Origin of the sequence: Microbacterium azadirachtae, assembly GCF_000956545.1 — a bacterium.
Taxonomy (GTDB): Bacteria; Actinomycetota; Actinomycetes; order Actinomycetales; family Microbacteriaceae; genus Microbacterium; species Microbacterium azadirachtae.
On record NZ_JYIT01000086.1, the window covers coordinates 274336 to 299847 of the forward strand.

A 25512-nucleotide genomic window follows, 5' to 3' on the forward strand; every position below is an offset into this window, starting at 1 on the left:
TGGTCCCACCGCGGCCACAGCAGCGGAAGGGTCCCCGGGCGGCGCTCGCCCGCCCTTATCCTGAAGAGGTTGAGGAGGGCGGATGGCTTCGAGCGATGGCCAGGGCGGTTCGCGGCGCGTCACGCTGACCGAGGTCGCCCGCCGCGCGGGGGTGTCGAGGTCGGCGGCGTCCTTCGCGCTCAACGGGCGCACGGATCTGCGCATCTCCGAAGAGACCTCCGCGCGCGTGCGCCGTGCGGCCGAGGAACTCGGCTACAGCCCCAACACGACGGCGCGGACGCTGCGCACGGGCAAGTCGGGCACCGTCGCGCTCATCTCGGACTTCATCGGCACGACCTCGTTCGCGAACGCGATGGTGCGCGGCGCGCTGCAGACGCTCCGCGATGCGGACACGCTGCTCTACACGGTCGACACGCAGGGCGACCCCGACGTCGAGGCGAAGCTGCTGCAGAACCTCCTCGACCGGGACGTCGACGGCTTCCTGTACGCCTCGATGTTCACGCGCCAGGTCGACGTCCCGCCGCTCACGCGGAACGCGCCGCTCGTGCTGCTGAACTGCGCGTCCCCCGACATCCCCGCGGTGATCCCGGATGAGCGCGGTGCCGGCGAGACCGCGGCAGCGGCCCTTCTCGACGCCGGCCATCGCGACGCGATCTGGTTCGTCGGATCCTTCCCGCCGGGGTTCACCGGCGCCGCGGTGTGGAACGGCTGGAGTCCGCTCGCCCTCACGGAGCGGCTCGACGGGATCCAGGCCCGGCTCGCCGCTGCGGGGACCGCCCTGGCGGGCACGGCGCCGATCGAGACCGATTGGGACGTCGAGAACGGCCGCGCCGCCGTCACCCGCCTCCTCGGCTCCGGCGCCCGGCCGTCCGCGCTGATCTGCGCCAACGACGCGCTCGCGGTCGGCGCCTATCACGCGCTCTCGGTCGCGGCGCTGCAGGTCCCCGAGGACGTCTCGGTGATCGGGTTCGACGGCAGCGCTCTGACGCAGGCCGTGCTCCCCCGGCTGACCTCGGTGGCGCTGCCCTACGAGGAGCTCGGCAGGATCGCGGCAGGGATGCTGCTCCAGGGCGATCCTGCGTCGCGTCCCCACCGGGTTCCGATGCCTCTGGTCCCGGGCGCCTCGATCGCTTCTCCCGCCCCGCGCGACTGATCTCGTCCGCGCCGCATCTCCCCGCGACTTGACAGGTGCTATACCCGTATAGCACCATGACGTGACGCGGTGGGCGAGGGGGCTAGGACCGCGACCGGCTACGAAGGAGTATTCGCATGTTCACATCAAGGTCCGGCAGAGGCTCTCTGAGCGCATGGTGGGTCGGATTCGTCTGCGGTATGGCCACGTTCGTCGACACCGGCGTGACCACCGGCATCCCGATCGCCCTGGTGCTGTTCCAGGCGCCGGGCGCCGGGCAGCCCGGTCTCACCCCGAACGACGTGGGCCTGCTCACCGGCGTGCTCACCGCGGGCGTCGCGATCGGCTCGCTGCTCGGCGGCCGTCTCGGAGACCGCTGGGGGCGCCGCACGGTGTTCCTGCTGACCATGGCCGTCATCGTGCTCGGCGCCGCCGCGCCGCTGCTCGGCCTGGGTCTCCCCCTGCTCGTGATCGGGATCTCGCTCGTCGGGATCGGCGTCGGCGCCGACCTGCCGGTCGCCCTCGCGACCATCGCCGAGGCGGCTCAGGATCGCAATCGCGGCAAGATCCTCGTCTTCTCCAATCTGCTCGGCGGATTCGGGATCCTGCTGGCCGTGCTGCTGGCCATCAACGTCGGCGCGGCAGGCCCGCGCGGAGGCCTGATCATCTTCGGCGTCTTCGCCGCCATCGCACTCGGCGTGCTCGCCCTGCGGCTCACCATCCCGGAGTCGGCCGCCTGGCTGACCGCGCGGGACGAACGACGCGCGGGGGTCCACACCGTGCGCGCGGAACGCGGACGCCTCCGCGACTTCGCGCGCCCCGTGTACCGCCGCCCGTTCCTGACGCTGATCGGCTACTACACCCTCGCCGCGATGGCCACGAGCGTGGCCGGCAGCTTCGGCACCTTCGTCGCGGTCAACGTCTCGCACGCCTCGATCGCGGAGTACAACTCCTGGACGATCCTCGCGATGCCCGCAGCCGTCGTCGGCGCGCTGTGGTTCATGGCCGTGGTGGACACGCGACTGCGGATGTCGTACTACGTCATCGGTGCGGTCGGCGTGGTCGTGGCCAACCTGCTCCCCGTCTTCCTGAACTTCACGCTCCTGTCGATCATCATCGCCACGGTGGCCACCGTGTTCTTCGGCGCCTTCTGCTTCGAGACGATCATGAAGGTCTGGACCCAGGAGTCGTTCCCCACGATGCTGCGCGCCACGGCTCAGGGCACGATCTACGCCGTCTCCCGGTTCGCCACGGCGGCCCTGAACATCGTCACGCCCGCCCTCGTGCTCCTCAACCCGAGCATGCTGTACATCGGCGTCGCGGTGCTCGCCGGAGCGGGCTTCCTCGTGGGGTGGCTCGGTTTCCGCCGGAACACGCGCAACGAGTTCGATCTCGAGACCGAGCTCGTGACGTCCGCACTCCAGACCCAGGCGCGAGCGGCATGACGCTCCGCCTCCCGCGAAAGGACGCGCCATGATCACCGTCACCCCGTTCGAGGCGCTTGCCGAGGGCATCCGACTGCGCGGCGCGCAGTATCTGCCGGCGGGCCCCGGTCCCTTCCCCACCGCCGTGCTCTTCCACGGCTTCGGCGCCTCGCACGTCGAGTTCTCCTCGGTGTTCGTCGCGCTCGCGAGGCGCCTCGCAGAAGCCGGATTCGCCGCCGTCGCATACGACCGCGCGGGCCACGGCGAGAGCGACGGCGAGTTCTACGACACCTCGGTGTCGAGGGACGTCCGTCACGCCCACCAGGTGCTCGCGGCGATCGCGGATCTGGACACGGTCGACGCGCACGATCTCCACCTCGTCGGCATGAGCCTCGGTGCCGTGATCGCCTCCGTGGTGGCGGCCGAGACCGATCTCGCGCTGCGGTCTCTCACCCTCTGGTCCACCGCAGCAGTGTTCGCCGACGAGATCCGCGGGGGCACCCTGCAGGGTCGATCGCTCGACACGCTCGACACCGAGGGCTACTTCGACTTCCTCGGCATGCGCCTGGGCCCCGCAATGCGTGACGACGCGCTCACCTTCGACGTCTACGGGAGAGCCTCCGGCTATGCCGGCCCCGCACGGCTGCTGCACGGGACCGACGACTTCGTCCCGGTCGGCTACGCCGAGCGCTACCTCGACGTGTACGGAGAGCGCGCCGATCTGATCGTCGTGGACGGAGCGGATCACGGCTGGGCGCAGGTGCCCCAGCGCGACATCCTGCTCTCGCGCACCACCGAGTTCATCCGCGACCACAGCCGCCGAACGGAGACCGAATGACCACCTCAGACCACGGCACCTCAGACCACGGCACCGTCGTGTCGCTCCCGAACGGGAGCGTGCGCGTGGAGGGCCACCTCGACCTGGTCGCCACGGCGGACGGCATCCGTCCGGTGCGGATCCCGGTGCGCCACTGGACGCATTTCCCTCCCGCCGGTGAGGTGCTGCGCGCCATGGCCTCGAGCGCGAGCGGCGTGCGGCTGCGCGTGGAGACCGAGGCGACGCGCCTGACGCTGCGCGTCCGCTGCACCCGCATCCGGATCGGTGAGGCGGTGCGCCCGGGAGACGCCTTCGTCGCCCGCGTCGACGGCGTGGACGTCGCCGTCGCGGCGGCGCCCGACACCCAGACCCTCGCGATCTCGCCCGCGGGCGACGAGGCCGCTCTGGTCTCGCACGCCGGGGACTCGCGGATCGAGCTCGCCCCGCTTCCCGCAGGGCGGAAGGTCGTCACCGTCTTCCTGCCGCAGGGCATGACCGTCGACCTCCTCGACATCGTGGGCGATGCCGACGTGACGGCTGCTGCCCCGAGCGGTCGCCCGGTGTGGGTGCACCACGGCAGCTCCATCAGCCACGGTGCAGAGGCCGAGCTGCCCACGAGCGTGTGGCCCGTGGTCGCCTCGGAGCTCGCGGAGCTCGATGTCGTCAACCTCGGGTTCGGCGGCCACTGCATGCTCGACCCCTTCGTCGCCGACGCCATCGCCGCAGCTCCCGCCGATCTCATCTCGCTCAAGGTGGGCGTCAACATCGTCGGCGCGCGAGCGATGGATCAGCGGACCTTCGTGCCGGCGCTGCACGGATTCATCGATCGGATCCGCGCCGGCCATCCCGACACCCCGCTCGTCCTGTGCTCCTCGATCCTGTGGCCGGGCAGCGACGACACCCCGGGACCCAGCGACGTGGAGTTCTTCGACGACGGCGGCATCCGCTGCTTCACCGCGGGCGACCCCGCCGACATCGGCAAGGGCGCGCTGACCCTCGCCGAGTCCCGCCGCCACATCGAGCACGTCGTCGAGGTCCGCCGTGCCGCGGGCGAGAACATCTCCTACCTCGACGGGCTCGCCCTGTACGGCCCGGGCGACGTCGAGCGGCACCCGCTTCCCGACTCCCTGCACCCCGACACGGCCCTCTACGAGGAGATCGGTCGCCGATTCGCCCAGCGCGTCTTCGGCGACGAGGGCCTCTACCCGAGAGCGGCGATCGGCCGCACGGCGTAGCAGCGGTGCCGGGGAGACGCGGGGAAGGTGCGGAGCGGGTCCGTGCCCTCCCCGCACTGTCGCCACGGATCCGCCGCGCCCCGGAACGGGCAGGATGAGGGGATGACATCGCTCACGCCGTCCCCCAAGCAGCTGCGCCTGATCATCGAGACCGACGACTTCGACAGCGCCCTCCGGTTCTACCGCGATGTGCTCGGCATGCCCGAGCAGCTCGCCTTCGCGACCGAGGGCGACGACCGCGTCGCGATCCTGCACGCCGGGATCGCGACGATCGAGCTCGCCACCCCCACGCACGCGGAGAACATCGACGACGTCGAGGGCGCCCCGCACAGCCCGGGGACGCTGCGGATCGCCCTGGAGGTCGACGACACCGAGGAGGCCGTCGCGGTCGCGCGCCAGGCCGGCGCCGACGTGATCGCCCCGCCGGTGAAGACCCCCTTCCAGAGCCTCAACGCCCGGGTCCAGGGCCCGGCCGGCTGGCAGGTGACGTTCTTCCAGGAGCTGGAGACGCTGGAGGAGCGCGCGTCGCGCGACGGCTTCACGACCGACGACGCGCGGACCCGCTGACCGCGGCGCCGACGCGCTCGTAGAGCGTGACGACGCAGGCGCTGCCGAGGCCGAGGTTGTGCTGCAGGGCCAGCGTCGCGCCGTCCACCTGACGCTCCCCCGCGCGTCCGCGGAGCTGCTGCACGAGCTCGGTGCATTGGGCGAGCCCCGTCGCGCCGAGCGGGTGCCCCTTCGACAGCAGACCTCCGGACGGATTCGTCACGACCCGACCCCCATACGTGTTCTGCCCGTCGCGGACGAAGCGCGCCGCCGTCCCCTCCGGCGTGAGCCGGAGCGCCTCGTACGAGATCACCTCGTTCGCAGTGAAGCAGTCGTGCAGCTCGACGACCGGGATCTCCTCGGGCGCGACGCCGGCCGCCTCGTAGACGGCGTCCGCCGCGCGGCGCGCGATCCCGGCCCCGATCAGCGCCATCGGGTCGCCCTCGAACGAGTCGGCGCGATCGCTCGTCATCGCCTGGGCGCGGATCCGCACGCCTGCGTCGAGGCCGCGCGCACGGGCGAAGTCCTCGGAGCACAGCACCGCGGCCGCCGCCCCGCAGGTGGGAGGGCAGCACTGCAGACGGGTCAGCGGGCCGAACACATGGGGCGAGGCCAGCACCTCCTCGATCGTCACCGGATCGCGGAAGACCGCGGCCGGGTTCGCCCGCGCGTGCCGGCGGGCCTTGACGGCGACCTCGGCGAACAGCGAGACATCGGCGTCGTACCGATCGAGATAGGCCCGGCCGGCGGCCCCGAAGAAGCGCGCGGCGACCGGCGCCTCCGTCTCCTCCGGCCCGAGCAGCTCCGTGAACCGCCAGAGCGCATCCGGACGGTCCGCGTAGGTCGGCGCGATCGCGCCGCGCGCCATCTGCTCGAAGCCGACCACGAGCACGCAGTCCGCCGTCCCCGAGAGGATCGCCTGGCGGCCGAGCCACAGCGCGGTGGATCCGCTCGCACACCAGTTGTTCACGTTCACGACGGGGATCCCGGTGGGGCCGAGTCCGTAGAGGGCGGTCTGGCCCGCGGCGGAGTCGGCATAGACATATCCCGCGTAAGCCTGTCCGACGTCCTCGATGCCGATCCCCGCGTCAGCGAGCGCGCGCCGAGCCGCCTCGGCACCCATCGCGTCGTAGGTCCCGCTGGTACGGGGCGTCGCGAACGGGATCATGCCGACGCCCGCGACGACGACGCTCACACCCGCTCCCGGAGCATGCGCCGCAGCGTCGGCTTGTCGATCTTGCCCACGGCGTTCTTCGGGAGCTCGGAGAGGATCTCGATCACCTCCGGCTGCTTGAAGCGGGCGAGGAGGCGTGCGGCGTGGGCGGACAGCTCCGGCGCGTTCGCCGGCGATCCCGGCACGAGCGACACGAAGGCGATGGGCACCTCTCCGAGCACCTCGTCGGCGCGCCCCACCACCGCCGCCTCGTGCACGTCGGGATGGGTGTAGAGCGCGTTCTCGATCTCCTTCGGATACACGTTCTCCCCGCCGCGGATGATCATGTCCTTGATCCGGTCCACGATGCGCAGGTAGCCGTCGTCGTCGAAGCAGCCGATGTCGCCCGTGTGCAGCCGACCGTCGACGATCGTCCTGGCGGTCTCATCCGGGCGCCCGAGATAGCCGGCCATGACGACCGGTCCGGAGATCACGACCTCGCCACGCTCCCCCGTCGGCACCGCACGGCCGTCGGCGTCGACGACCTCCACACGCTGCCCCGGGAGGGGGAGCCCGACCGTCCCCGGCTTGCGGGGCCCGCGGAGCGGGTTGATCGTGGACGCCGTGGTGCTCTCGCTCAGCCCGTAGCCCTCGACGATCGTGACCCCGAACCGCGTCTCGAACCTCTCGATCGCCTCGACCGGCATGGGCGCGGCGCCGCAGACCGCGAAGCGGAGGGACGAGGTGTCCGGGCGGACGTCCTCCGGCAGGGTCGACAGGAGCGCGTAGATCGCCGGGACGGCGGAGAAGTACGTCGGCCGCACACGCTCGACGTCGTCGAAGAACCGGTCCCGCGCGAAGCGTCCGGTGATGGTGACACGCCCGCCCGCGCGGAGCGGCGTGAGCGTGCCCAGCACGATCCCGTTGGCGTGGAAGAGCGGCAGCACGAGCAGGCTGTGGTCCTCGGGGCCGAGCTCGAACCACTCCGCGAACGAGACGGTCATCGCGTCGAGGTTCGCATGCGTGAGCATGACCCCTTTCGGGCTGCCCGTCGTCCCGCTCGTGTAGATGAGCAGCGCGAGATCCGACGCGGGCCTTGCGCGGCGATCCGGCAGATCCTCGATGCGCCCCGCGGCCAGTTCGGCCAGGAGCATCGTCGGCGCGCCGAGCTCACGACCGCGCTCCTCGCCGTCGGTGACGACCAGTCGCGCCCCGGCGTCCTCGACCTGGTACCGCGCCTCGGCCGCGCCGAGCACCGGGTTGATCGGCGTCACGACCGCGCCGATCCGCCACGCGGCGAACAGCGCGATGATCAGCTCCACCCGGTTGGGCAGCAGCACCGCCACCACGTCCCCCTCCGCGATCCCCCGGGCGGCGAGCGCCGCGGCCGCGCGCTCGGTGCGGTCGAGGAACGCCGCGTTGTCCAGCGCGCCGGTGTCATCGGCGAGCGCGGGACCGTGAGGATCGACCAGCGCCCGCCCGTGCGGCAGATCGGTGAAATGCATGTTGCCCCCTTGGGGGCGGCGCCGTCACCGGCGCCGCCCGATCATCGGTGATGTCGTGACGAGCTCAGACGCGGGTGACCACGGGCTCCGCGACGAGGCCGAACGCCCGGAGCTGCCCGAGCAGCTCCCGGTGCCCGAACGCCTGGCACGCCGACGCGAAGCCGACGCGGAGCGGGGCCTGCTGGATCAGCGAGTAGGCGGCGTAGGCCTGCAGGAGCCCGGTCTGCTTGTAGTTGCTGTTGCCGTGGATGACCACGTGCGAGCGGCCGAGCGGGCCCGAGGCGTGCACCGAGTCGAGGGAACGGTTGATCCTCGGGTTCTCCCGCGGCGGCATGCCGGCCTGCACCGAGGCGGCCACCTCGGCGAGCGCGGCCTCCTGCGCCTCGGGGTCGAGCGGGCGGATCTGCTCCTCGAACATCTGCACCGTGAGCGCCACGTTCGCCATGACCTCGGGAGCGAAGACGCCGCCGATCGCCCGGACGTTGCTCACGCGCGGATCGTGCTGGAACCAGATCGGGTGCGACATCCCGCCCCACGGCACCGCCGTCGCGAGCTCGTGATAGCCGGGCACCGGCACCTGGAACGCGGAGGTGTGGTCCCACTCCACCAGACGGTTCTGCTCGAGGTAGAACCAGTCCGCCTTGAGGATCGTGAAGATCGTCTGCGTGGACGCGAAGGTCGGGAACCCCTTCCACAGCACCAGGATGTCGAGCGTGTCGTACCCGCCGGGCTCGAGCGCGATGTTCGCCGCGATCTCACTCGTCGTGTACATGTGCGCGACGCCGGGGGCGAGCAGCCTGCCCTTCTCGGCGAAGCCTGCGCCCCACCGGTCCCGGGCGGCCATCACCCAGTCCTGCTCCCCCGTGGTGTCGAGGTAGTGCGCGCCGATGCGCAGCGCCGCCTCGACGACCGCGGGGCCGAACTTGATGAACGGACCTGCAGTGTTGCAGATGACCTGCGCCCCCTCGAACGCACTCGCCATCGCGTCCGCATCGTTGTCGACCGCGATGATCTCGTAGTCGGCGGTCTCGATGCCGGGGATGCGCTCCACGACCTCGCGCACCCGGTCTTCGTCGCGGCCGGCCGCGACGAAGGGCACGCCGAGCTCGCGCAGGTACTCGCAGATGAGCCGGCCGGTGTATCCGCTCACGCCGTAGACGACGACGGGCTTGTCGGTTGCCATGATCCCCTCACATCCCCATCGCGCCGTCGATGGACAGCGTCGCGCCGTTGACGAACACCGAGCGCTCGGAGAGCAGGAACGCCACGCCGTCGGCGATGTCGTCCTCGGTCGCGAGGCGTCCCGACGGGGTCAGCCCGACGACCGCGGTGACGGCGTCGTCCGCCGTCGGGAAGAGCCCGAGGCGCTCCATGTCGCCGGCGAGCTGCGCGCCCATCGCGTTGGGCACGAGGCCGGGGCACACCGTGTTCACCCGCACCCCGTAGCCGAGACGCCCGGATTCGGCGGCCGCGACCTTCGTGAGCCGCTCCACCGCGGACTTCGAGGCGGAGTAGGCGGCGATGCCGGGGAAGGCGATCGTGGCGGCGACCGAGGCGATGTTCACGATCGCACCGCCGGCACCCGCGGCGCCGCCCGGCCGCATCGCGCGGAACGCGTGCTTGACTCCGAGCGCGGTGCCGAGCACATTGACCTCGAGGACGCGCCGCATGTTGTCGGGATCGAGATCGACCAGCAGATCCGAGATCTCGATCCCCGCGTTGTTGACGAGTCCGTCGAGCCCGCCGAGATGCGCGACCGCGGCCGCCATCCCGTCCTGCCACGACGCGTCGTCGGTGACGTCGATCCGGACGAAGCCGGCCCCGAGCTCGTCGGCCGCTGCGCGCCCCGTCTGCTCGTCGACGTCCGCGAGCACGACCGCCCCGCCTCCGTCGACGATCCGCCGCGCTTCGCGCAGCCCCAGCCCCCTCGCCCCGCCGGTGACGACGACGCGCTTTCCTGCCAGATCCGTGGACATCGGTGTCCGCTCCTTTCGCCGGTGAAAGTGATGCGTACAGCAGAACAGAAACCTTGACAGTTGGCAAGGAAAATCTGGACACTTGTCATAAGCGCCGTGGCGGCACCCTTTCGGATCCCCAGACGCCGCTGCGGCGCGCTTAGAATCGGGATGCGCGAGGAGGCGAACATGAGCGGAGCAGGGACCAGGGCGGAACGCGCGAGCGTGGACAAGTTCGCCACGCGCCGCCGCGAGCTCGCCGACTCGGCTTTGGCGGCCATCGCCGAACAGGGGTACGCCCGGACCGGGATGCGCGACATCGCCGCGCACTCCGCGCTCTCGCACGGTGCGCTGCACTATTACTTCGAGGACAAGGACGACATCATCCGCCAGGCGATCTGGCAGTACAAGTCCGAGTGCGCGCGGCGGTACGACCCGATCGTCGAGACCGCGGTGAGCGCGAGCGAGCTCGTCGAACGCTTCTCCGCGGAGATGACCGCCACCCTGCGCGACGAGTCCGACATGCACCGGCTCTGGTACGACCTGCGAAACCAAGCCCTATTCGACGACGGCTTCCGCGAGACGATCGTCGCGATCGACGACCTCCTGCGCGACATGGTCTGGGCCGTCGTCACCCGCTATGCCGAGCTGCGCGACGCGTCACCCGTCGTCGACAGGGTCGAGGCCTACGCCCTCTTCGACGGGCTGTTCCTCAACTGCCTCATCGCGTATCTCCGCGGCGATCTCAGTGCGCTCGACCGCATCCGCGACAGCAGCGGCCGCCTGCTCGCCTCGGCGATCAGGAGCTGAGCGGCCGCCCGCCGCCGCTCAGTCCTTCTCCTCGGCGCGCTGCGCCGTGTCGATCTCGGCCGGATCGGAGACGTAGCCGTCGATGTGCCGCTCCGGCACGCCGTCGTAGGCGGAGAGCGGGCGGATCAGCGCGTTGGACGCCGCCTGCTCCATGATGTGGGCGGTCCACCCGGTCACGCGCGCCGCGATGAACAGCGGGGTGAAGATCTCGGTCTCGAAGCCGAGCAGGTGATACGCCGGGCCGGACGGGTAGTCGAGGTTCGGGTAGATGCCCTTGCGCGCGACGAACTCGGACTCGAGGGTCGCATACAGCTCTGCCAGATCCGTCCGCCCCGAGTCGGCGATGAGCCGGTCCAGGGCCGCCTTCATGGTCGGAACCCGCGAATCGCCGCGCTTGTAGACCCGGTGGCCGAACCCCATGATCTTGCGCTTGTGGGCGAGCGCGTCGTCGAGCCAGGGCACGACCCGGTCGGCGGATCCGATCTCCTCGAAGATGTGCATCACGGCCTCGTTCGCGCCGCCGTGCAGCGGTCCCTTGAGCGCCCCGATCGCACCGACGACGGCGGAGTACAGGTCGGACGTGGTGGACGCGATCACGCGGGCCGTGAACGTGGAGGCGTTGAAGGAGTGCTCGGCGTAGAGCACCATCGAGATCCGGAAGACGTCCACGGCGGCGGCCGACGGCAGCACCCCGAACGTCATCCAGAGGAAATTCGTGGAGTAGTCGAGATCGGCACGCGGCGGGATCGGCGCAAGACCCCAGCGGCGGCGCTGCACGGCGGCGACGATCGTCGGGATCTGGGCGAGCAGGTACACCGAGCGTCCGAAGTCGAGATCGCGGTCGGTCCAGCCGCCCGGGCGGTTCAGGCTCGCATCGAAGGTGCCGAGCTGGCTGACCGCGGTGCGAAGCACGTCCATCGGGTGCGCCTCGGCCGGGATGAGGTCGAGCAGCGCCACCGTGCGCGGGTCGAGCGGGCGGAACGCGCGCTCCTGCGCCTCGAACGCCGCCAGCTGCTCGGGAGTCGGCAGCTCGCCATGCCAGAGCAGGTACGCGACCGCCTCGAAGGGCTGCGTCGCCGCCAGCTCCTGCACGGGGTAGCCGCGGTAGAGCAGGCTGTTCGTCTCGGGGTTGACCTTCGAGATCGCCGTCGTGTCGACGACGACGCCCGCGAGGCCCTTCTTGATATCGGGGTCGCTCATGTCACTCCTTCGTGCGCGGTCTCCGAGACTCTCAGAGACCGAGCTCCTTGTCGATGGTGAAGTTGAAGACGTTCGTGTCGAAGTGGTTGTAGGACTCGTAGTCGATGAGGTCGTACAGATCCGACCGGTGCTGCATCTCGCCGAGCGTGGAGGTCAGGTGCCCCTCCGCGTTCAGGGTATCCAGCGCGCGCCCGGTGGCGCCCATCGCGATCCGGAGCATCGAGACCGGCCAGATCACGATGCTGACGCCCGCATCCTTCAGCTGCTGCGTCGTGAACAGCTCGCTCTTGCCGAACTCGGTCATGTTGGCCAGGATCGGGGCGTCGAGCTCGGAAGCCATCCGCTCGAACTCGGCGAGCGTGCGCATCGCCTCCGGGAAGATCGCGTCCGCCCCGGCGTCGACGAGGGCCTTGGCCCGGTCGACCGCGGCGTCCATGCCCTCCACGGCGCGGATGTCGGTGCGCGCCATGATGAGGAAGTTCGGATCCCGCCGGGCATCGACCGCGGCGCGGATCCGCTTGGCCGCCGTCGACTCGTCCACCACGGCCTTGCCGTCGAGGTGGCCGCAGCGCTTCGGGTTGATCTGGTCCTCGATGTGCGTGCCGGCCAGCCCCGCGTCCTCCAGGGTCTGGATCGTGCGGGCGACGTTCATCGGCTCCCCGAAGCCGGTGTCGGCGTCGATGATCGCGGGAAGCTCGGTCATCCGGGCGATCTGCTGCCCGCGTCCCGCCACCTCGGTGAGCGTGGTCAGGCCGATGTCGGGCAGCCCCAGGTCCGCCGAGAGCACCGCCCCGGAGATGTAGACGCCGTCGAAGCCCTTGCGCTCGATCAGCCGGGCGCTCAGCGGGTTGAACGCCCCGGGGAAGCGCAGCAGCTCTCCCGCGGCGAGCCGCTCGCGCAGGATCCGCCGCTTCTCCGCTGCCGGAGTCGTGGAGTACAGCATCAGTTCACCCCCGAGTCACGCCGGGCCACGGAACACAACGCAGGAGATGCCGTCACGTTCCGCCCGGATCCAGCCGTCGACGGCAGGATCTCCTGCGTCGTGTCCAAGCGCCTCATCAGAACAGCCCCCGAGGGGCGGGCGCCGAGGCGAGGACGCCAGGAGCGGCCACGATCGACAGCTGTCCGACCTCCTCGGCCGTGAGCTCGGGCAGACGCTGCACGAGCTCGAGGAAGCGCTCGATCTCGGCCGGCTCGAGCACCGGCTCCGCCAGGATCCGGAACTTCCGGATGTAGTCCTCACGGGCGAACGGACGGGCACCGAGGGGGTGCGCGTCGGCGACGGCGATCTCGTCGGTCACGGTCTCGCCGTTCGTCAGACGGATCTCGACGCGACCGCCGAACGCCTTCTCGGCGGGGTCGATCGAGTGGTACCGGCGGGTCCACTCCTCGTCCTCCGCCGTGGTGATCTTGTGCCACAGCGCCACGGTGTCCTCGCGCTGCGCACGCTCGGGCGCGTAGGAGTCGACATGGTGCCAGGTGCCGTCCTGGAGCGCCACCGCGAAGATGTACGGGATCGAGTGATCCAGCGTCTCGCGCGAGGCCTGCGGGTCGTACTTCTGCGGATCGTTCGCCCCGGAGCCGATCACGTAGTGGGTGTGGTGGCTGGTGTGGATCACGATCGACTCGACGTTCGCCGGGTCGGCGAGTTCCGGGCGCTCGTGGTGCAGCTTGCGGGCGAGGTCGATCCACGCCTGCGCCTGATACTCCGCCGAGTGCTCCTTCGTGTACGTGTCGAGGATCGCGCGCTTGGCCTCGCCGTCGGCGGGCAGCGGGACGTCGTAGGAGGCGTCGGGACCGTCGAGCATCCAGGCGATCACCCCGTCCTCGCCCTCGTAGATCGGGCTCGGCGACGTCTCGCCGCGCATCGCCCGGTCGACGGCCTCGACCGCCATCTTCCCGGCGAACGCGGGGGCATGCGCCTTCCAGGTGGAGATCTCGCCCTTGCGGCTCTGACGGGTGGCGGTGGTGGTGTGCAGTGCCTGGCCCACCGCCTGATAGATCGTCTCGATGCTCAGGCCGAGCAGGGTGCCGATGCCGGCCGCAGCCGACGGGCCGAGGTGCGCGACGTGGTCGATCTTGTGCGCGTGCAGGCTGATCGCCTTGACCAGATCCACCTGGATCTCGTAGCCCGTCGCGATCCCGCGGACCAGTGCCCGCCCGTCCGCGCCGACGTGCTGCGCGACGGCGAGGATCGGCGGGATGTTGTCGCCGGGGTGCGAGTACTCCGCGGCGAGGAAGGTGTCGTGGTAGTCGAGCTCGCGCACCGCCACGCCGTTCGCCCATGCCGCCCACTCCGGGCTGGTGCGGCGCTCGAGCGCGCAGCCGAACACCGTGGATCCGGTCCCGTTGACGGAGACCGGGTGGTCGAGCGCCTGCTGGCGCGCGGCGCTGACAGGCGCGCGGGTGAGAGAGGCGGCGGCGACGGCGGCGTTGTCGATGACGCGGTTGATGATCATGTCGACGACGTCGGCGTCGACCTCGACCGGGTCGGCCGCGATCTCGGCGATGCGCCAGGCGAGCTGCCCCTCGCGGGCGAGCTGCTCGTCGCTGCGGTGCACGCGGAGGTGGTGGGTGACGGTCATGCTCCGGCCTTCTTTCCTTCGGTCGTGGAATGGGTGCCTGCGTCGCCGAGCGAGTCGAGGATGCTCGCCAGCGCGTTGTGCAGGTGGACGTGGGTGGCGTGCGCAGCGAGATCGCCGTCGCCGGAGGAGATCGCCTCGGCGATGAGGCGGTGCTCGCCGGCGCTCGCGACCAGGCGGTCGGGCTTGTCCTTGGCCATGCGGCGCACGCGCACGAGGTGGGTGCGCACGGTGCGCAGCGCCGCGGTGAGGTAGTCGTTGCCGACGGCCGCGTCGAGCGCCTCGTCGAAGCGGGCGATGAGCGCGTAGTAGCGCGCGCGGGACTCCTCATCGTCGAGGGAGCGGGCTGCTTCGGCGAAGCGGTCGGCGAGGGCGCCGAACTCCGCCCTGCCGGGTGCGGCGGCCGCGGCACGGGCCGTGGTCTCCTCCAGAGCGCGGCGCAGCACGAACAGATCGCGGATGTCGTCGGCGTCGATCGCCGCGACCACGGTCACTCGCGGGGAGAGCTGCTCGACGAGTCCGTCCGCTGTCAGCCGGCGCAGCGCCTCACGCAGCGGCGTGCGGCTCACACCGAGCCGCTCCGCCTGCTCCACCTCGCCGAGCACGGTGCCGGCGGGGAGGGATCCGGACTGGATCTCCTCGAGCAGCGCGCGATAGGCGAACTCCCCCGCGCGCATCCCTTCGGCGATGATGGTCACGAGGGTTAGTGTATGCACAAGTCCCGGTCGGTGGCACGATACTGACGAAGATTTCGACTTACGTATACATTTGTCGCGCGGAGCGGCGGCCGAGGAGGTTCTACACGCCGCCTTCCAGGATCAGGTTGCGACCCGCGCCCTTGTCGCGGTCACACCGCCATGCGCGGCTCAGGTCGGGTTCTGCGTGAGCCAGTCCAGCACCTGCTGTGCGTGAGTGTTGGGCGGGAAGATCGGATAGAAGACATGCTCGATGCGCCCGTCCCGCACGATGAGGGTCAGCCGGGAATAGAGCCGCTCATGCCCGGGAGCGCGGAAGGTGGGCAGGTCCATGGCATCGGCGAGCTGAAAATGTTCGTCGGAGAGCATCTCGAACGGCAACCGGAGCCGATCCACGACTTCCGCTTGATATGCGGTCGCCTGACTGGAGAGCCCGTAGACCGCTTCCACGCCGACATCGCGCAATTCGTCGTGGTGGTCGCGGAAGTCGCAGGCCTCGGTGGTGCAGCCACGTGCGCCCGGGATCGAGTCCCAGCCCTCCGGCAGGTCTGAGCCCGGCCGTCCGGTGAGCGGGTAGAGATAGATCACGGTCCGTCCGGAACCGAGATCCCCCAGACGCACGACGCCTCCACCGCTCGCCGGCACGTCGATCGAGGGCATCCCGAGTCCGGGCAGGTGAGCCGCGGCTCCATCGTCCTGGGGCACGGGAAGACCTGCGGGCAGAGTCACATAGTCGGTCAACGGCTTCTCCTTCGTGAATGTGCGGGACACGCTCTCCTCGAGACGTTCCACGAGGTGTGTCCGTCTGGTGTGAAGGATGGCGACGATCCGGTCGATCTCGGCGATGCTGTCGCGATACGCAGCGAGCGACGATACGCAATCGTCGCCATGCTCGTGGCCCAGCCCCAGACACTCGACGAACGGCGCCGCCTGCCGGGCGGAGATCCCGGTCGCCGCAAGCTCGCGGATCTCGATCACCACACGCAGGTGGCCCTCGTCGTAGTCGCGGTAGCCATTCGGCAGGCGGTGCGGCACGAGCAGCCCCAGGCTCTCGTAGTAGCGCACAGCCTTCGTCGTCACTCCGGCCAGCCGTGCCAACTCACCGATACGCATCCCGCTTCACCTCCCGATACGACGGTAAACCCTGCCCCACGGGGCAAAGTCAAGCGCCGCCTCGCACGGCGCGCGTGACGCCATGGGAGGCGCGCGGCGTTCAGAGCCGGTCGCAGCCGACGGCCTCCTAAGGCTGCTCAACACGCCATCGGTCGCACTGGCGATGACCGGATCAAGTCTCACCGGCGAAGGTTTGGCGCGGCTCGGAATCCGCCGCCGGGAACGACGAAGCCCCGGCGGATCCTGAGATCCGCCGGGGCTTTTCTGTCGGGCTGACAGGATTTGAACCTGCGACCCCTTGACCCCCAGGTAGGCGGAAGGACAGCTTTCGGCTCGGAACCCGCGCTCTTCCGTTCCATTCGTTGCAGGGCGCGTCACTCATTCCATGCGTCGCAAGAAGTCTGACCACTAGATTGGCCCACTGGCGTCCGCCAGATCATGGCTGACGACGCTAGGCGTCTTGCGGAGCGTTGCATACCTCGCCACCGACGGCATGTCGTTCTCATTGCTCGCCTTGGCTCGGCCCTGAAAGGTCGCCCATATCCGGCTCGCTTCGTCCAGGCTTCATCTCGGTGCTTCTCGGTTCTGACTTCGATTCGCCCTCCCCCGATGGCTCCGGGTCCGGCAGGTCGGGATACTGCATGTACTCGTAGGAAGGAAACGGGAGATATCCCCCCTCGGGATGGTCCTCCGGATGGTTCCAGCTCGCGACGAGGTCGATCAGATACAGGTAGGCCGACCGGGTCACCTGCAGCGCGAGGATCGTGGAGTCGACAAGCTCGAACAGATCGATGCGGCTCCGCGCATCGACCGTCACACCAGTCGCTTCTCGGATCGCGGCGTGCACAATACGGTGAGTTCCTGCGTTGCGCAGGGCTTGCGACGGCGCGTACATCCCTTCCTTGTCCATGTCAAAAGCAAGCTCCGAGAGAGCGAACGCCGCTAGCGACCGCTGCGGAGCCGCTTGGAGACCCTCACGGACACGACCGTCCTTGCCCGCCCAGAACTGACGGAAGGAGACTCGACTCGGGTTATCTCCGACTCCGAAGTGCTCGTTCGCGACCACAGCAGTCTTGTCCAGCACGTCAAGGGCGGACCGCTGCGCAAGGAGGAGCTTCGAATACTGCGTCCCGTAGAGTGAGTAGTCAAGGGTCTCGACGTAATACCCCGAGTCGTCGTCTTTCTGGTCCGGACCTTCCGAGACCTGCACGTACCCGTCGAACGCCAAGCGACGGGAGACGAGGAAGTCGGACTTGAGCACGTTCATTTCTGCCAGGATTGGCGGAGTCATCTCCTCGATCGAGGTGCCGTAAAGAACCTCGATGGCCGCGCCGTCCCAGTGCGCATCTTCTGATCCGAGGCCCTCGACGGCGGCGGACAGGGCTAGGCGGTATGTCGCGACCCACGACCGGTATTCGCCGTCTTGGCCATCAAGATCGTTCAACCCGTGAGAGAGGTGCCCGAGACTCTCCGTCGCCTCAAGACCATCCCACCTCGCTGCCGTCCGTTCCCCGGCAAAGGAGACTGTTCCCTCTCGCAACGATTGAGCGAGCCGGACGTACTTATCGTAGACAGCCGCGATATGCCCCGTTTGCCCGACGCCCGACCGAACACGGTTCATCAGGAGTTGTGCGAGATTGCCCGCCGCGTTCCCGTTCGTCGGGTCAACGTCGAGGGCGAGAAGGTAGAAGTCATACGCTTCCGCCCAGCGTTCGGAATGATCGAGACAGTTAGCAAGATTGCAGTACGCCGCTGACCGCGTGTGAGGATCAGCGATCGACGACGATCCGATGATGTTGAGCATCCGACGAACGTCGCGGAGCGCCGCGCGGTTCGTCCGGCGGTTCTCGACGAAGCCGGCGAGTTGCTCCTCCCGCGTTCCACCGGTCCGCAGTCCGAGGTCGTACATTTCGAGCGCAGCGTTCGCGACGTTGTACATGCACTGGTAGTGAAGCGGCTCATCTGGCGGTGCCTCGTTCTGAGCCCGTGCCGCAAGTTCCTTTCCCTGGGTCAGTAGCTCGACATCACCAAGATCGGAGCCTGCGTTGATGACGAGCGAGGAGCACGTGAAGCGGAGGGCCGCCTTGTCTAGCTCGGGGAGGCTCGATGAGCTGATCTCCCCAGCGACATCTAGAACACGATGTGCACCTGCTGCTCGATCTGGAGCTGTGTCGTGGGCTGTCATGATGCTCTGAAACCAGGTGGCCGTCGATGTCATCGATCCTCCGATACTCGATGGGTTGCTCGCTTCTCGGCCCACCATGGCAGGTCAAGATCTTCAGGCTACTCATGAGCACCGACGTCGCCGTCGCCGGCCTCTGGTTCCGCAGCAACCAGAGCAGGTTTGCTAGCTGCCTGACGCCCCACGCTCGGGACAGCCCGCATCACGTTCTTCCCGTTTTCGGTACCGTCCACGGCGCCGGCGGGCCTCACGCAAACGATCGGTGACCTGCCATGATCGTGCTGGTCGTCGCTGCACTCATGCTTCTCATCTGCGCGATCGCCTGGGGCCATCGCCGCCCCAACGGGGAACACGCGCCTCGTGCACCGAAGATCCGGCACGGCGCGTTCTACGTCCTCGCCGAGACCGCGCTCGCCAGAGCTGACGTCACTTGGGTGAACTTCCTCTTCGCGCTTGGCGCCCGGCTTTGAACAGGATGTCTTGTGCGCAGCACTCAACGAGCTGAGGCAGCGGAATCAGGGAGGAACGCGATCCGGTTGGCATCCCGCAGGCTGACATACGGTCCACCCGCGGAAGTTTCGCCGAACTGTCCTTCAACGAGGAAGTACCAGCCAACCAGATCCCCAACGGATTGGACGCCCGCGGCCTCGAGAATGTTCGAGATCACGTCCTTCCACATGCGCACGGCAGGCAGCTTCTCGTCTCGATAGCCGGAATTGATCCAGTCGGCCTTCGTGGTCTTGATCTTGCCCCAGACGATGCAGGTGGCATCTGTGGGCTGGTAACCGTCGACATGCTGGCAGCCCTCGGCGATCGTGGTACGGGTCCCGTCGCTGAGCGTCAACGGCATCCGATCGACACGGAACTCCGGGGAGCTGATGAGTTTTCGCAGCAGCGGCCGCAGCCCGGTCGATCCTGCCCGCACGTTCCGATCGTTGCCACGGTGCTGATGCGTGATCCCCGTGCCACCGATCGCGCCTGGAGTGTCTTTGGTTTTCGTTCGCCCGCCGTTCGGGGGTTCGAGGCGGATCTGCATCTCTTCGCAGGTGTTGATGACGGCATCGACTTCTTCGAGTTCTCGTTCGGCGATCTGCTCGTCGGACTCGGTCTTGTAGCCGCATCCGTCGAGATGGTTGCCATAAAACGTCGGGACTTTCCCGTCCTTGGATCGCTTGCGCCAATGCAGCCCTACACGGCAGACGGCATCAGGGCAGGTGATCCGTCCTCGATAGAGGTGACGATCGGATTCGTGGATCTCCCAGGCGTCGATGTCGGCCGATCCGTCAAGTCGTGCCCAACGCATCCGCGATCCCCTCGTCTGCCCTTCGAGGTCGGCTTTGTGTGCGAGCGCGGCTCACAGACGGAGTCCTTTCGTGCTGCGCCCGGAGATGAAGTCGCGCCCGAATGGGTAGTGCTCCATTGCCCACGCAACGATCGCCGCGTTCAGATACTCGCCTTCCAGCGGGGCGATGCACAGCTCACGGACTTCGGGATGATGCTCGGTGTTCGGACAGAAGAGGATGCCGAGGACCTGCAGCGCCTTCTCATTCGCCGATTCAAACGCCCACTCCACGAACGTCGCGCACGCCTTCTTCATTGCGAGACGAAGCACCGGTCGGATCGTGTCCGACAACAGCCGTGTCGGCAGCGATCCCAGGACCTCCGCGACAAGACGGTCGATGAGGCCACCTGCGATCGCATCCACAGCCGACGCGAACTCCTTCTTGGCCTCCAGGACGAGCACGCACAACGCACAGAGGAGATGGAGTTCTGGGAGGATCAGCTTGAACTGTGCACGCTCTTCGGATGAGAGATTCGAGTTCGCGATCTCGTCGACGAACGGACCGACGATCCGCGTGATCCCTCGTTCAACGCGCCTCGCCTCATCGGGCTCGTCTCGCAGGACGACTGCCTCGATGATGATCGTCATAAGCAGGTCGGTGCCGCGCATTGAACGCTCGGCGCCGTCGGCATTCCGGAACCCTTTGCGCACATCGGTGACTTGTCGACCGGAATAGCTGCGCCGAGTCGCGAGATCCTCATCAGCGGCGATAAGAGCGCGTGCACGCCACGTGTGCGGGCCGCCGTGGAACGCACCATCACAGGCGCATTCGCATTCCTCGACCGGCGTGACTACCGCCTCTGCACAACTCTCGACGTGCCCGTTGATTCGTGTTCCGACCATGCCTACTCCCTCGTGGCGATGATTCCGGCTATCCAATCAGCGGTTCCCTGAACACCTGCTGAATGCCCCGCGTCGACCTCACCCGACCTGAGCATCTCGCGATCTACAACGCGCTCTTCGGCGTCGCCGCGTGCGGCACGCTGCTCGTCTTCGGCCTGCTGCCCGCTGGCCTTCATCTTCGTGGCACAGTCCCAGATGATTGCGTGCAATGTCCGTGGGCAAGCCGATACTTACTCCATGAGCTCCAAAAACCCGTCCACCCTGATGAACCAGATTGAGCGAGATCTTCTCGCGGAGAAGCCACTCGACATGCTTCTGCGCAAGCTCATTCTTCTCGGAGGCAACGCGGGGTCTCCCGAGCTTCGCGACTGGGCATCGATGGAACTGCGCGGATACGAGAAGAGTGCCGAGCTGCCGTCCTATCGCAGAGTTGCTGCACCACTCCAGATCGACGGAGCAGTCCCGGGCGGCATCATTCGTCACCAGACAATAGGGTCGATGGACATCCCGGACTTCGCGCGAGACGATATCAACGAGGTAGTACCGCTGCGAGTGGGCGTGCGAGAAATCCACAGCATGGTCGATCAGCACCAGAAGGACCACCTCGTGAAGCTCCAGCCTCCTGGAGCCGCAGACCTCGTCACGTACATGAACGGCACCCAGCAGATGAACGGGCGAATCACAGATCTGTACTGGAGCGTCAGCACCATTGCGCTCGAAGGTGTCCTCGACCAGATCCGTACCCGCCTCGCCGAGCTAATCGCCGAGCTCCGATCCGGCACGCCGCAAGGCCAGGCTCTTCCCACGCCGGCCCAGGCCGCCAATGCAGTCAACTTGGTGATCAACGGGAAAGGTAACCGGGTCAGGATCGCTCAGGCCACCGGTGGAGGCGTCGCAACAACTTCGCCTGAAGAAGTTCGCTCAGGGTTCTGGACGAAGGCTCGAATCGTCGGCGCAGGTATCGTCGGCCTGGCCACCATCATGGCGGCGGTCATCGCAGTGATGCAGTATCCGTTCTGATCCGCCTAGAACAGTGCGCGGTGAGTCAGTCAGAGGCCTGGCCACACCAACACCCCAATTGAGCGTTCTCCTCCTCGGGGCTACTGGCGGGTGCGTGGAGCGATGTCAGTCGTGCTCCGTAGTCTGGAGCCATGACTTTCACGCCGCTCCACCGGGCCTTGGGCCTGAATCCCAGCGTTCTCACCGATGAGATCCTTGATGCCGCGGTGGCTGCAGGCGTTTCGGAGACAGACGACCTGGATTGGAAGTCTGAACTCCCGCCGATCAAGAACATCTCGCAGACCGACGTTCCGAAGGACATCGCTGCGATGGCGAACAGCGGCGGCGGCATGATCGTCTATGGGATCACCGAATCGCAGAAGACAGCCACGGGGCGCGTAGATATAGGCGAGTTCACCGAGGGTCATGAACGCGCCTATAGAAGTGCCGCAGTGACGGCGATTTCGCCGCCGGTGTTTGGGTTGGATATTCACCGCCTCGGAACCGACGCGCGCGCGGTTGCGGTCGTCGTCCCGGCAAGCGTCGACGGACCTCATCTGATCTACAAGAACGATCTTTTCGGTGCGCCGATTCGCAACGATGCCGACACTGCGTGGATGAGGGAACGCCAAGTGGAGGCGATGTATCGTGCCCGCTTTGATGAGCGACGACGAGCCTCCGACGCACTCGGCTCGCTGTACGAAGAGGCAGCTTCAGGTCGCGACGTGCGGAAGCGCGCCTGGCTCGTGGCAGTCGCGCATCCCCGAATACCCGCTGTACTTCGTCGGCCGGACCGAGACGCTGCGGGTTCGATCTTCAACCGCGCTGAACCCATCGCACTGTCGTACTCGAACCGTAACGGCGTCCACCCGCTCGAGAACATCGACAGGTTCAACCTGCGTCCTGGCCTACGTCGATGGACCGCGGTCAACTCAGCCACTGGCGAGCGCGAGCGTTGGAAGGAAGCGTGGGCAGAGATACATCACGATGGATCCGTAACTCTGGCTGCAGCGGTCGGCGGCCACAGGATGAGCGCGGACGGCTATCTCGGCGGGTGGCAAGTGGAAGGCCGCGGCATCGAATGCTGTGTAGCTGACTTCGCTGCTCTGATTCGTGCAGTTGCCGAAGGAAACGCGCTCGATCAGTTCGAAGTACAGGTCGGCATCGAGTGGGCAGGCGATGAGCCGCTGCAGATACTTACCGTCGATGGAACCGGGCACGTGTACGACGGCGTATCGACTCCCCTACGACGATTCACCCCAGTGCGAGCAAACATCAATGCCGCCGGCTCCGATGAGGATTTCCATCTCGGGGTCTTCCAGCTAGCGGAGGACGCTGTGAATCAAGGTGGTATCACTTACCTACATGTGATGACCAAACCGTCCGAGGAAGCCAGCTCGAACGACTGACACCCCCATCCCCTCCTCCGAAAGGCACGTCGAGCATTCCCGCTGGGAAGCGATTCGCGAGGCCGTTTCGCACGCTGCGGCGCTGGGCGATGATCCGCAGCGACCTGAGAAGATGCTCTCATGCAGGTTGAGGATCTTCCGCTCGTCCCGGACGAGTTCCGGCACGACTACGCGGGCTTGTGCTGGTGGTGCGGCGCGCGGGCTGACTCGCGTGAGCACAAGTGGAAGAAGTCCGAGGTAGTGAGGCTGTTCGGCACCGGGAGCTACGGAGACTCGGTGCAGTGGGTGCACAGTCATGGTGTCGAAGCTGTACGCGGGCCGAAGGCCGCTGCGCTGATGTTCAGCCCGACGCTGTGCGGCAACTGCAACGGGACCCGCAGCCAACCTTTCGATGACGCCTACGCCCTGTTCTCGAACTATCTGATTGACCATCATGACGATCTCCTTGCAGCCCAGTCCCTTGACTTCGCGGATGTCTACGGGGAGGCCATGCCGGTACAGCTCCCGTTGCTTGCGCGCTACTACGCGAAGCACATCGGATGTCGGATCGCGGAAAAGGCCGGCCGGGTGCCGGACGATCTGGTCGAGTTCCTTGATCTCGCACGGAACACCGTACCGTCGGTGTTCTCCCAACTCGGTGTGCGTCTAGTCCTTCTGGACTTCGTTGATGAGAACGGTGCGCGTGTGATGGGCCTGAGCCTTCGAGGTTCAGTGGCGGACTACGACCCCGTGCCTGGCGGGGGGCTCCGCTCTTTCAAGAGTGGTCTCGGTGTCGGCGCGATCGAGTTCGTCTTTGACGTGAATCTCGATCCGGATCGTCCAAACGCCGGCAGCGGGATCTTCGAGGATTCGGTCCAGGTTCTCTGGCCGCACGGGGAGGACCTGTACAGCTTGCAGATGATGGTCAAGCGCTGACGGGATGTTGGCTGCGCACCGCAATGCGGTTCGAGACGCCTATGACGATCGCGAGCCAGCTGATCGCCGACGTGCGGGCATTCTTCCGGGATCTGAATGAGGTGACGTCCCGAGCGGTGGTGTCGATGGCCAGACACCGGGAGCCGGAGAGTCCCTGCCCCGATGCAAGCAGGTGCAGGGAGAATCTGGTTGTGTCTCCTCGTCACCACACCGTGCCGCAGCTGTACTTGCGGAACTTCGCAGATGCTTCTGGACAGGTGATGCTTGTCAGCCGCGACGAGCCGTCTCTAGCTCACCGGAGTGCGATCAACAAGGCCATCGCGGAAGTGGGGTTCTACCGAATCGAGACTGAGGCTCTCGCTCGCGAGGAAGACAAATCTGGATTCGATCCGGAAGGCGTCGAGGCCGAGCTAAGCAAGCTTGAGTCCTCGATGGCACCGACCATTCAGAAGCTCGTCGAGAGGCGCTTCGCTGCCATCGACGACAACGACTGGTATCGGCTGATCCAGTTCACCGCCCTTCAGACGGTCCGCGGACACCGCTGGCGCAGTGACGTCATCGCGTTGATCACCCAATCGGTGCGCACACAAGTTCTCGACGGCCTAGACGAAGAGAAGGCTCATGCTGCACTCGCGCTCCAAGGCAAGCCCAGTACGGCCGCGGATGCGGCAGCGTTCGTTGAGGACCTCGCGTCCTCTAGGTTTCCCCGCGTCGTCCCCCCGCAGGCTGTACTGGTTCAGGAGAGTCTCAAGATGGCGTTGGGTGACCCTGAGACCGACAACCGCGGTCTCGCGCAGTATCTGGTGGGGAAGAAGATCGAGGCAGTCCTCCCGAAGAGCGCCACAGTCCTAACCAGCGATGAGCCAGTGTGCTGGTGGTCACCGGGGGACGGCCCCGTCGGTTACGCCACGGCGCAAGTCGTCTGGTTACCGCTGTCGCCGAGGTTGATCGTCCAATTTCGCGAGCCGACCTTCGACATGGCAGCACATGGGCTGCCCGATCTCAGATCCGGTGAAGCTAACGATGAGTTGGTTGCGTTTGTGAATCGAGTCGTCGCCTCCCAGGCCGAACGGTGGATCGTCCATCATCCCGACGACGCGCCGATCATGGGCATGGTCCTCCCGGCGCGCGAGGTCTGGGGAGACGAACTGGTGGCCGTTCGAGAAGACGTGGCGACTCGTCACGAACTCTACGCCCACCGCCGCTTGCAAGGCGGAATGGAACAGTGAGATACCAGCATCCAGAATGATGCTCGGTGAGGTCACATTCGCGAAGAGCTATGTGAGATCAGACGAGCGAGAAAGCCAAGGGATCAGGTCGACAGTACTCCGAAGGATCGCGTCTGGCCGTGCCCGACGTGGCGTCGGCTCCGAGTTCCGGAAAGGATTGCGGGCTAACTCATCGGCGCATGCGGATTCGCGAACACGCGTCGAGGCGATTGGGCCGGCCCCTCAGCCGCGCACTCGGCACGGCTTGACGCGTGATCCGGGCACTCTACGAGAGCGACCCGAGCCTCGCGCATACAGTCATCGACATCGAACCACGACTCATCGACATCCTCACCGCACTCATCGATGGATACCGGCGCCCCGCGAGCTAGTGCCGGCGGGGTGCGCGCAATTCATCTCGCCGCACGACGAGTACGCGCTTGCGCA

General features: G+C 67.4%; 23 protein-coding genes. 11 read left to right on the top strand and 12 right to left on the bottom strand.

Annotation, left to right across the window (positions count from 1 at the left end; genetic code table 11):
• The first annotated feature begins 82 nt into the window (after positions 1–82).
• From RL72_RS18830 to RL72_RS18850, 5 genes are all read left to right on the top strand, one after another.
• Positions 83–1153 carry a LacI family DNA-binding transcriptional regulator gene (locus RL72_RS18830; RefSeq protein ID WP_045252402.1) on the top strand — a complete coding sequence of 357 codons (1071 nt, stop codon included), beginning with the start codon at positions 83–85 and terminating at the stop codon, positions 1151–1153.
• Positions 1154–1269: 116 nt separating this feature from the next.
• Entirely contained in the window at positions 1270–2577 is a 1308-nt protein-coding gene (locus tag RL72_RS18835) for an MFS transporter (RefSeq protein ID WP_045252403.1), read from the top strand.
• Positions 2578–2605: 28 nt separating this feature from the next.
• The gene (locus RL72_RS18840; RefSeq protein WP_156156843.1) at positions 2606–3394 is read left to right on the top strand and encodes an alpha/beta hydrolase; all 789 of its coding nucleotides are present in this window, start codon (positions 2606–2608) and stop codon (positions 3392–3394) included.
• Positions 3391–4608, top strand: coding sequence for an SGNH/GDSL hydrolase family protein (locus RL72_RS18845; protein WP_045252404.1), 1218 nt, complete (start codon positions 3391–3393; stop codon positions 4606–4608). Before RL72_RS18840 ends, RL72_RS18845 begins: the two co-directional genes overlap by 4 nt.
• 102 nt (positions 4609–4710) lie before the next feature.
• Positions 4711–5175, top strand: a complete 465-nt coding sequence (locus RL72_RS18850) for a VOC family protein (protein ID WP_045252405.1) — start codon at positions 4711–4713, stop codon at positions 5173–5175.
• On the opposite strand, the gene RL72_RS18855 is transcribed toward RL72_RS18850, so the two are convergent.
• From RL72_RS18855 to RL72_RS18870, 4 genes are all read right to left on the bottom strand, one after another.
• A complete protein-coding gene (locus RL72_RS18855) occupies positions 5147–6349 on the bottom strand; it encodes a lipid-transfer protein (RefSeq protein ID WP_211256085.1) in 1203 nt (400 codons plus the stop codon). The genes RL72_RS18850 and RL72_RS18855 overlap by 29 nt on opposite strands.
• A complete protein-coding gene (locus tag RL72_RS18860) occupies positions 6346–7812 on the bottom strand; it encodes a class I adenylate-forming enzyme family protein (RefSeq protein WP_045252406.1) in 1467 nt (488 codons plus the stop codon). Before RL72_RS18860 ends, RL72_RS18855 begins: the two co-directional genes overlap by 4 nt.
• Positions 7813–7876: 64 nt before the next feature.
• The gene (locus RL72_RS18865; protein ID WP_045252407.1) at positions 7877–8995 is read right to left on the bottom strand and encodes a DUF5938 domain-containing protein; all 1119 of its coding nucleotides are present in this window, start codon (positions 8993–8995) and stop codon (positions 7877–7879) included.
• A 7-nt stretch (positions 8996–9002) separates the two neighbouring features.
• Positions 9003–9788 carry an SDR family NAD(P)-dependent oxidoreductase gene (locus RL72_RS18870; protein WP_045252408.1) on the bottom strand — a complete coding sequence of 262 codons (786 nt, stop codon included), beginning with the start codon at positions 9786–9788 and terminating at the stop codon, positions 9003–9005.
• A 168-nt stretch (positions 9789–9956) separates the two neighbouring features.
• Between RL72_RS18870 and RL72_RS18875 the strand changes: the two genes are divergently transcribed.
• Positions 9957–10577, top strand: coding sequence for a TetR/AcrR family transcriptional regulator (locus RL72_RS18875; protein ID WP_045252462.1), 621 nt, complete (start codon positions 9957–9959; stop codon positions 10575–10577).
• A gap of 18 nt (positions 10578–10595) precedes the next feature.
• Here the strand turns inward: RL72_RS18875 and RL72_RS18880 are convergent, their stop codons facing one another.
• The 6 genes from RL72_RS18880 to RL72_RS18905 form a co-directional block, all read right to left on the bottom strand.
• Positions 10596–11777 carry a bifunctional 2-methylcitrate synthase/citrate synthase gene (locus RL72_RS18880; RefSeq protein WP_045252409.1) on the bottom strand — a complete coding sequence of 394 codons (1182 nt, stop codon included), beginning with the start codon at positions 11775–11777 and terminating at the stop codon, positions 10596–10598.
• A gap of 31 nt (positions 11778–11808) precedes the next feature.
• A complete protein-coding gene (prpB, locus tag RL72_RS18885; RefSeq protein WP_045252410.1) occupies positions 11809–12720 on the bottom strand; it encodes a methylisocitrate lyase in 912 nt (303 codons plus the stop codon).
• Positions 12721–12835: 115 nt separating this feature from the next.
• A complete protein-coding gene (locus RL72_RS18890) occupies positions 12836–14362 on the bottom strand; it encodes an MmgE/PrpD family protein (RefSeq protein WP_045252411.1) in 1527 nt (508 codons plus the stop codon).
• Positions 14359–15036 carry a GntR family transcriptional regulator gene (locus RL72_RS18895; RefSeq protein WP_045252463.1) on the bottom strand — a complete coding sequence of 226 codons (678 nt, stop codon included), beginning with the start codon at positions 15034–15036 and terminating at the stop codon, positions 14359–14361. The genes RL72_RS18890 and RL72_RS18895 overlap by 4 nt, the downstream gene beginning before the upstream one ends.
• A 189-nt stretch (positions 15037–15225) precedes the next feature.
• Positions 15226–16167, bottom strand: a complete 942-nt coding sequence (locus RL72_RS18900; protein WP_045252412.1) for a MerR family DNA-binding transcriptional regulator — start codon at positions 16165–16167, stop codon at positions 15226–15228.
• A 502-nt stretch (positions 16168–16669) separates the two neighbouring features.
• Positions 16670–18385 carry an LA2681 family HEPN domain-containing protein gene (locus RL72_RS18905; RefSeq protein WP_156156844.1) on the bottom strand — a complete coding sequence of 572 codons (1716 nt, stop codon included), beginning with the start codon at positions 18383–18385 and terminating at the stop codon, positions 16670–16672.
• Positions 18386–18621: 236 nt separating this feature from the next.
• Between RL72_RS18905 and RL72_RS18910 the strand changes: the two genes are divergently transcribed.
• Complete coding sequence (locus RL72_RS18910) at positions 18622–18819, top strand: DUF6112 family protein (RefSeq protein ID WP_052674507.1); 198 nt, start codon at positions 18622–18624, stop codon at positions 18817–18819.
• A 23-nt stretch (positions 18820–18842) separates the two neighbouring features.
• On the opposite strand, the gene RL72_RS18915 is transcribed toward RL72_RS18910, so the two are convergent.
• Together RL72_RS18915 and RL72_RS18920 are read right to left on the bottom strand one after the other, a co-directional pair.
• Entirely contained in the window at positions 18843–19652 is an 810-nt protein-coding gene (locus RL72_RS18915; RefSeq protein ID WP_045252414.1) for a hypothetical protein, read from the bottom strand.
• Positions 19653–19703: 51 nt separating this feature from the next.
• Entirely contained in the window at positions 19704–20534 is an 831-nt protein-coding gene (locus RL72_RS18920; RefSeq protein WP_156156845.1) for a hypothetical protein, read from the bottom strand.
• Between the two features lie 237 nt (positions 20535–20771).
• Here RL72_RS18920 and RL72_RS18925 point away from each other — a divergent pair, with 237 nt between their 5' ends.
• The 4 genes from RL72_RS18925 to RL72_RS18940 all read left to right on the top strand — a co-directional run bounded on the left by RL72_RS18925 (position 20772) and on the right by RL72_RS18940 (position 25086).
• Positions 20772–21554 carry an AbiTii domain-containing protein gene (locus RL72_RS18925; RefSeq protein WP_045252416.1) on the top strand — a complete coding sequence of 261 codons (783 nt, stop codon included), beginning with the start codon at positions 20772–20774 and terminating at the stop codon, positions 21552–21554.
• Positions 21555–21685: 131 nt separating this feature from the next.
• A complete protein-coding gene (locus RL72_RS19640) occupies positions 21686–22942 on the top strand; it encodes an AlbA family DNA-binding domain-containing protein (RefSeq protein ID WP_082072506.1) in 1257 nt (418 codons plus the stop codon).
• 120 nt (positions 22943–23062) lie between these two features.
• A complete protein-coding gene (locus RL72_RS18935; protein ID WP_045252418.1) occupies positions 23063–23857 on the top strand; it encodes a hypothetical protein in 795 nt (264 codons plus the stop codon).
• A gap of 41 nt (positions 23858–23898) precedes the next feature.
• Positions 23899–25086, top strand: coding sequence for a DUF4238 domain-containing protein (locus RL72_RS18940; protein ID WP_169748256.1), 1188 nt, complete (start codon positions 23899–23901; stop codon positions 25084–25086).
• Positions 25087–25512 lie beyond the last annotated feature (426 nt).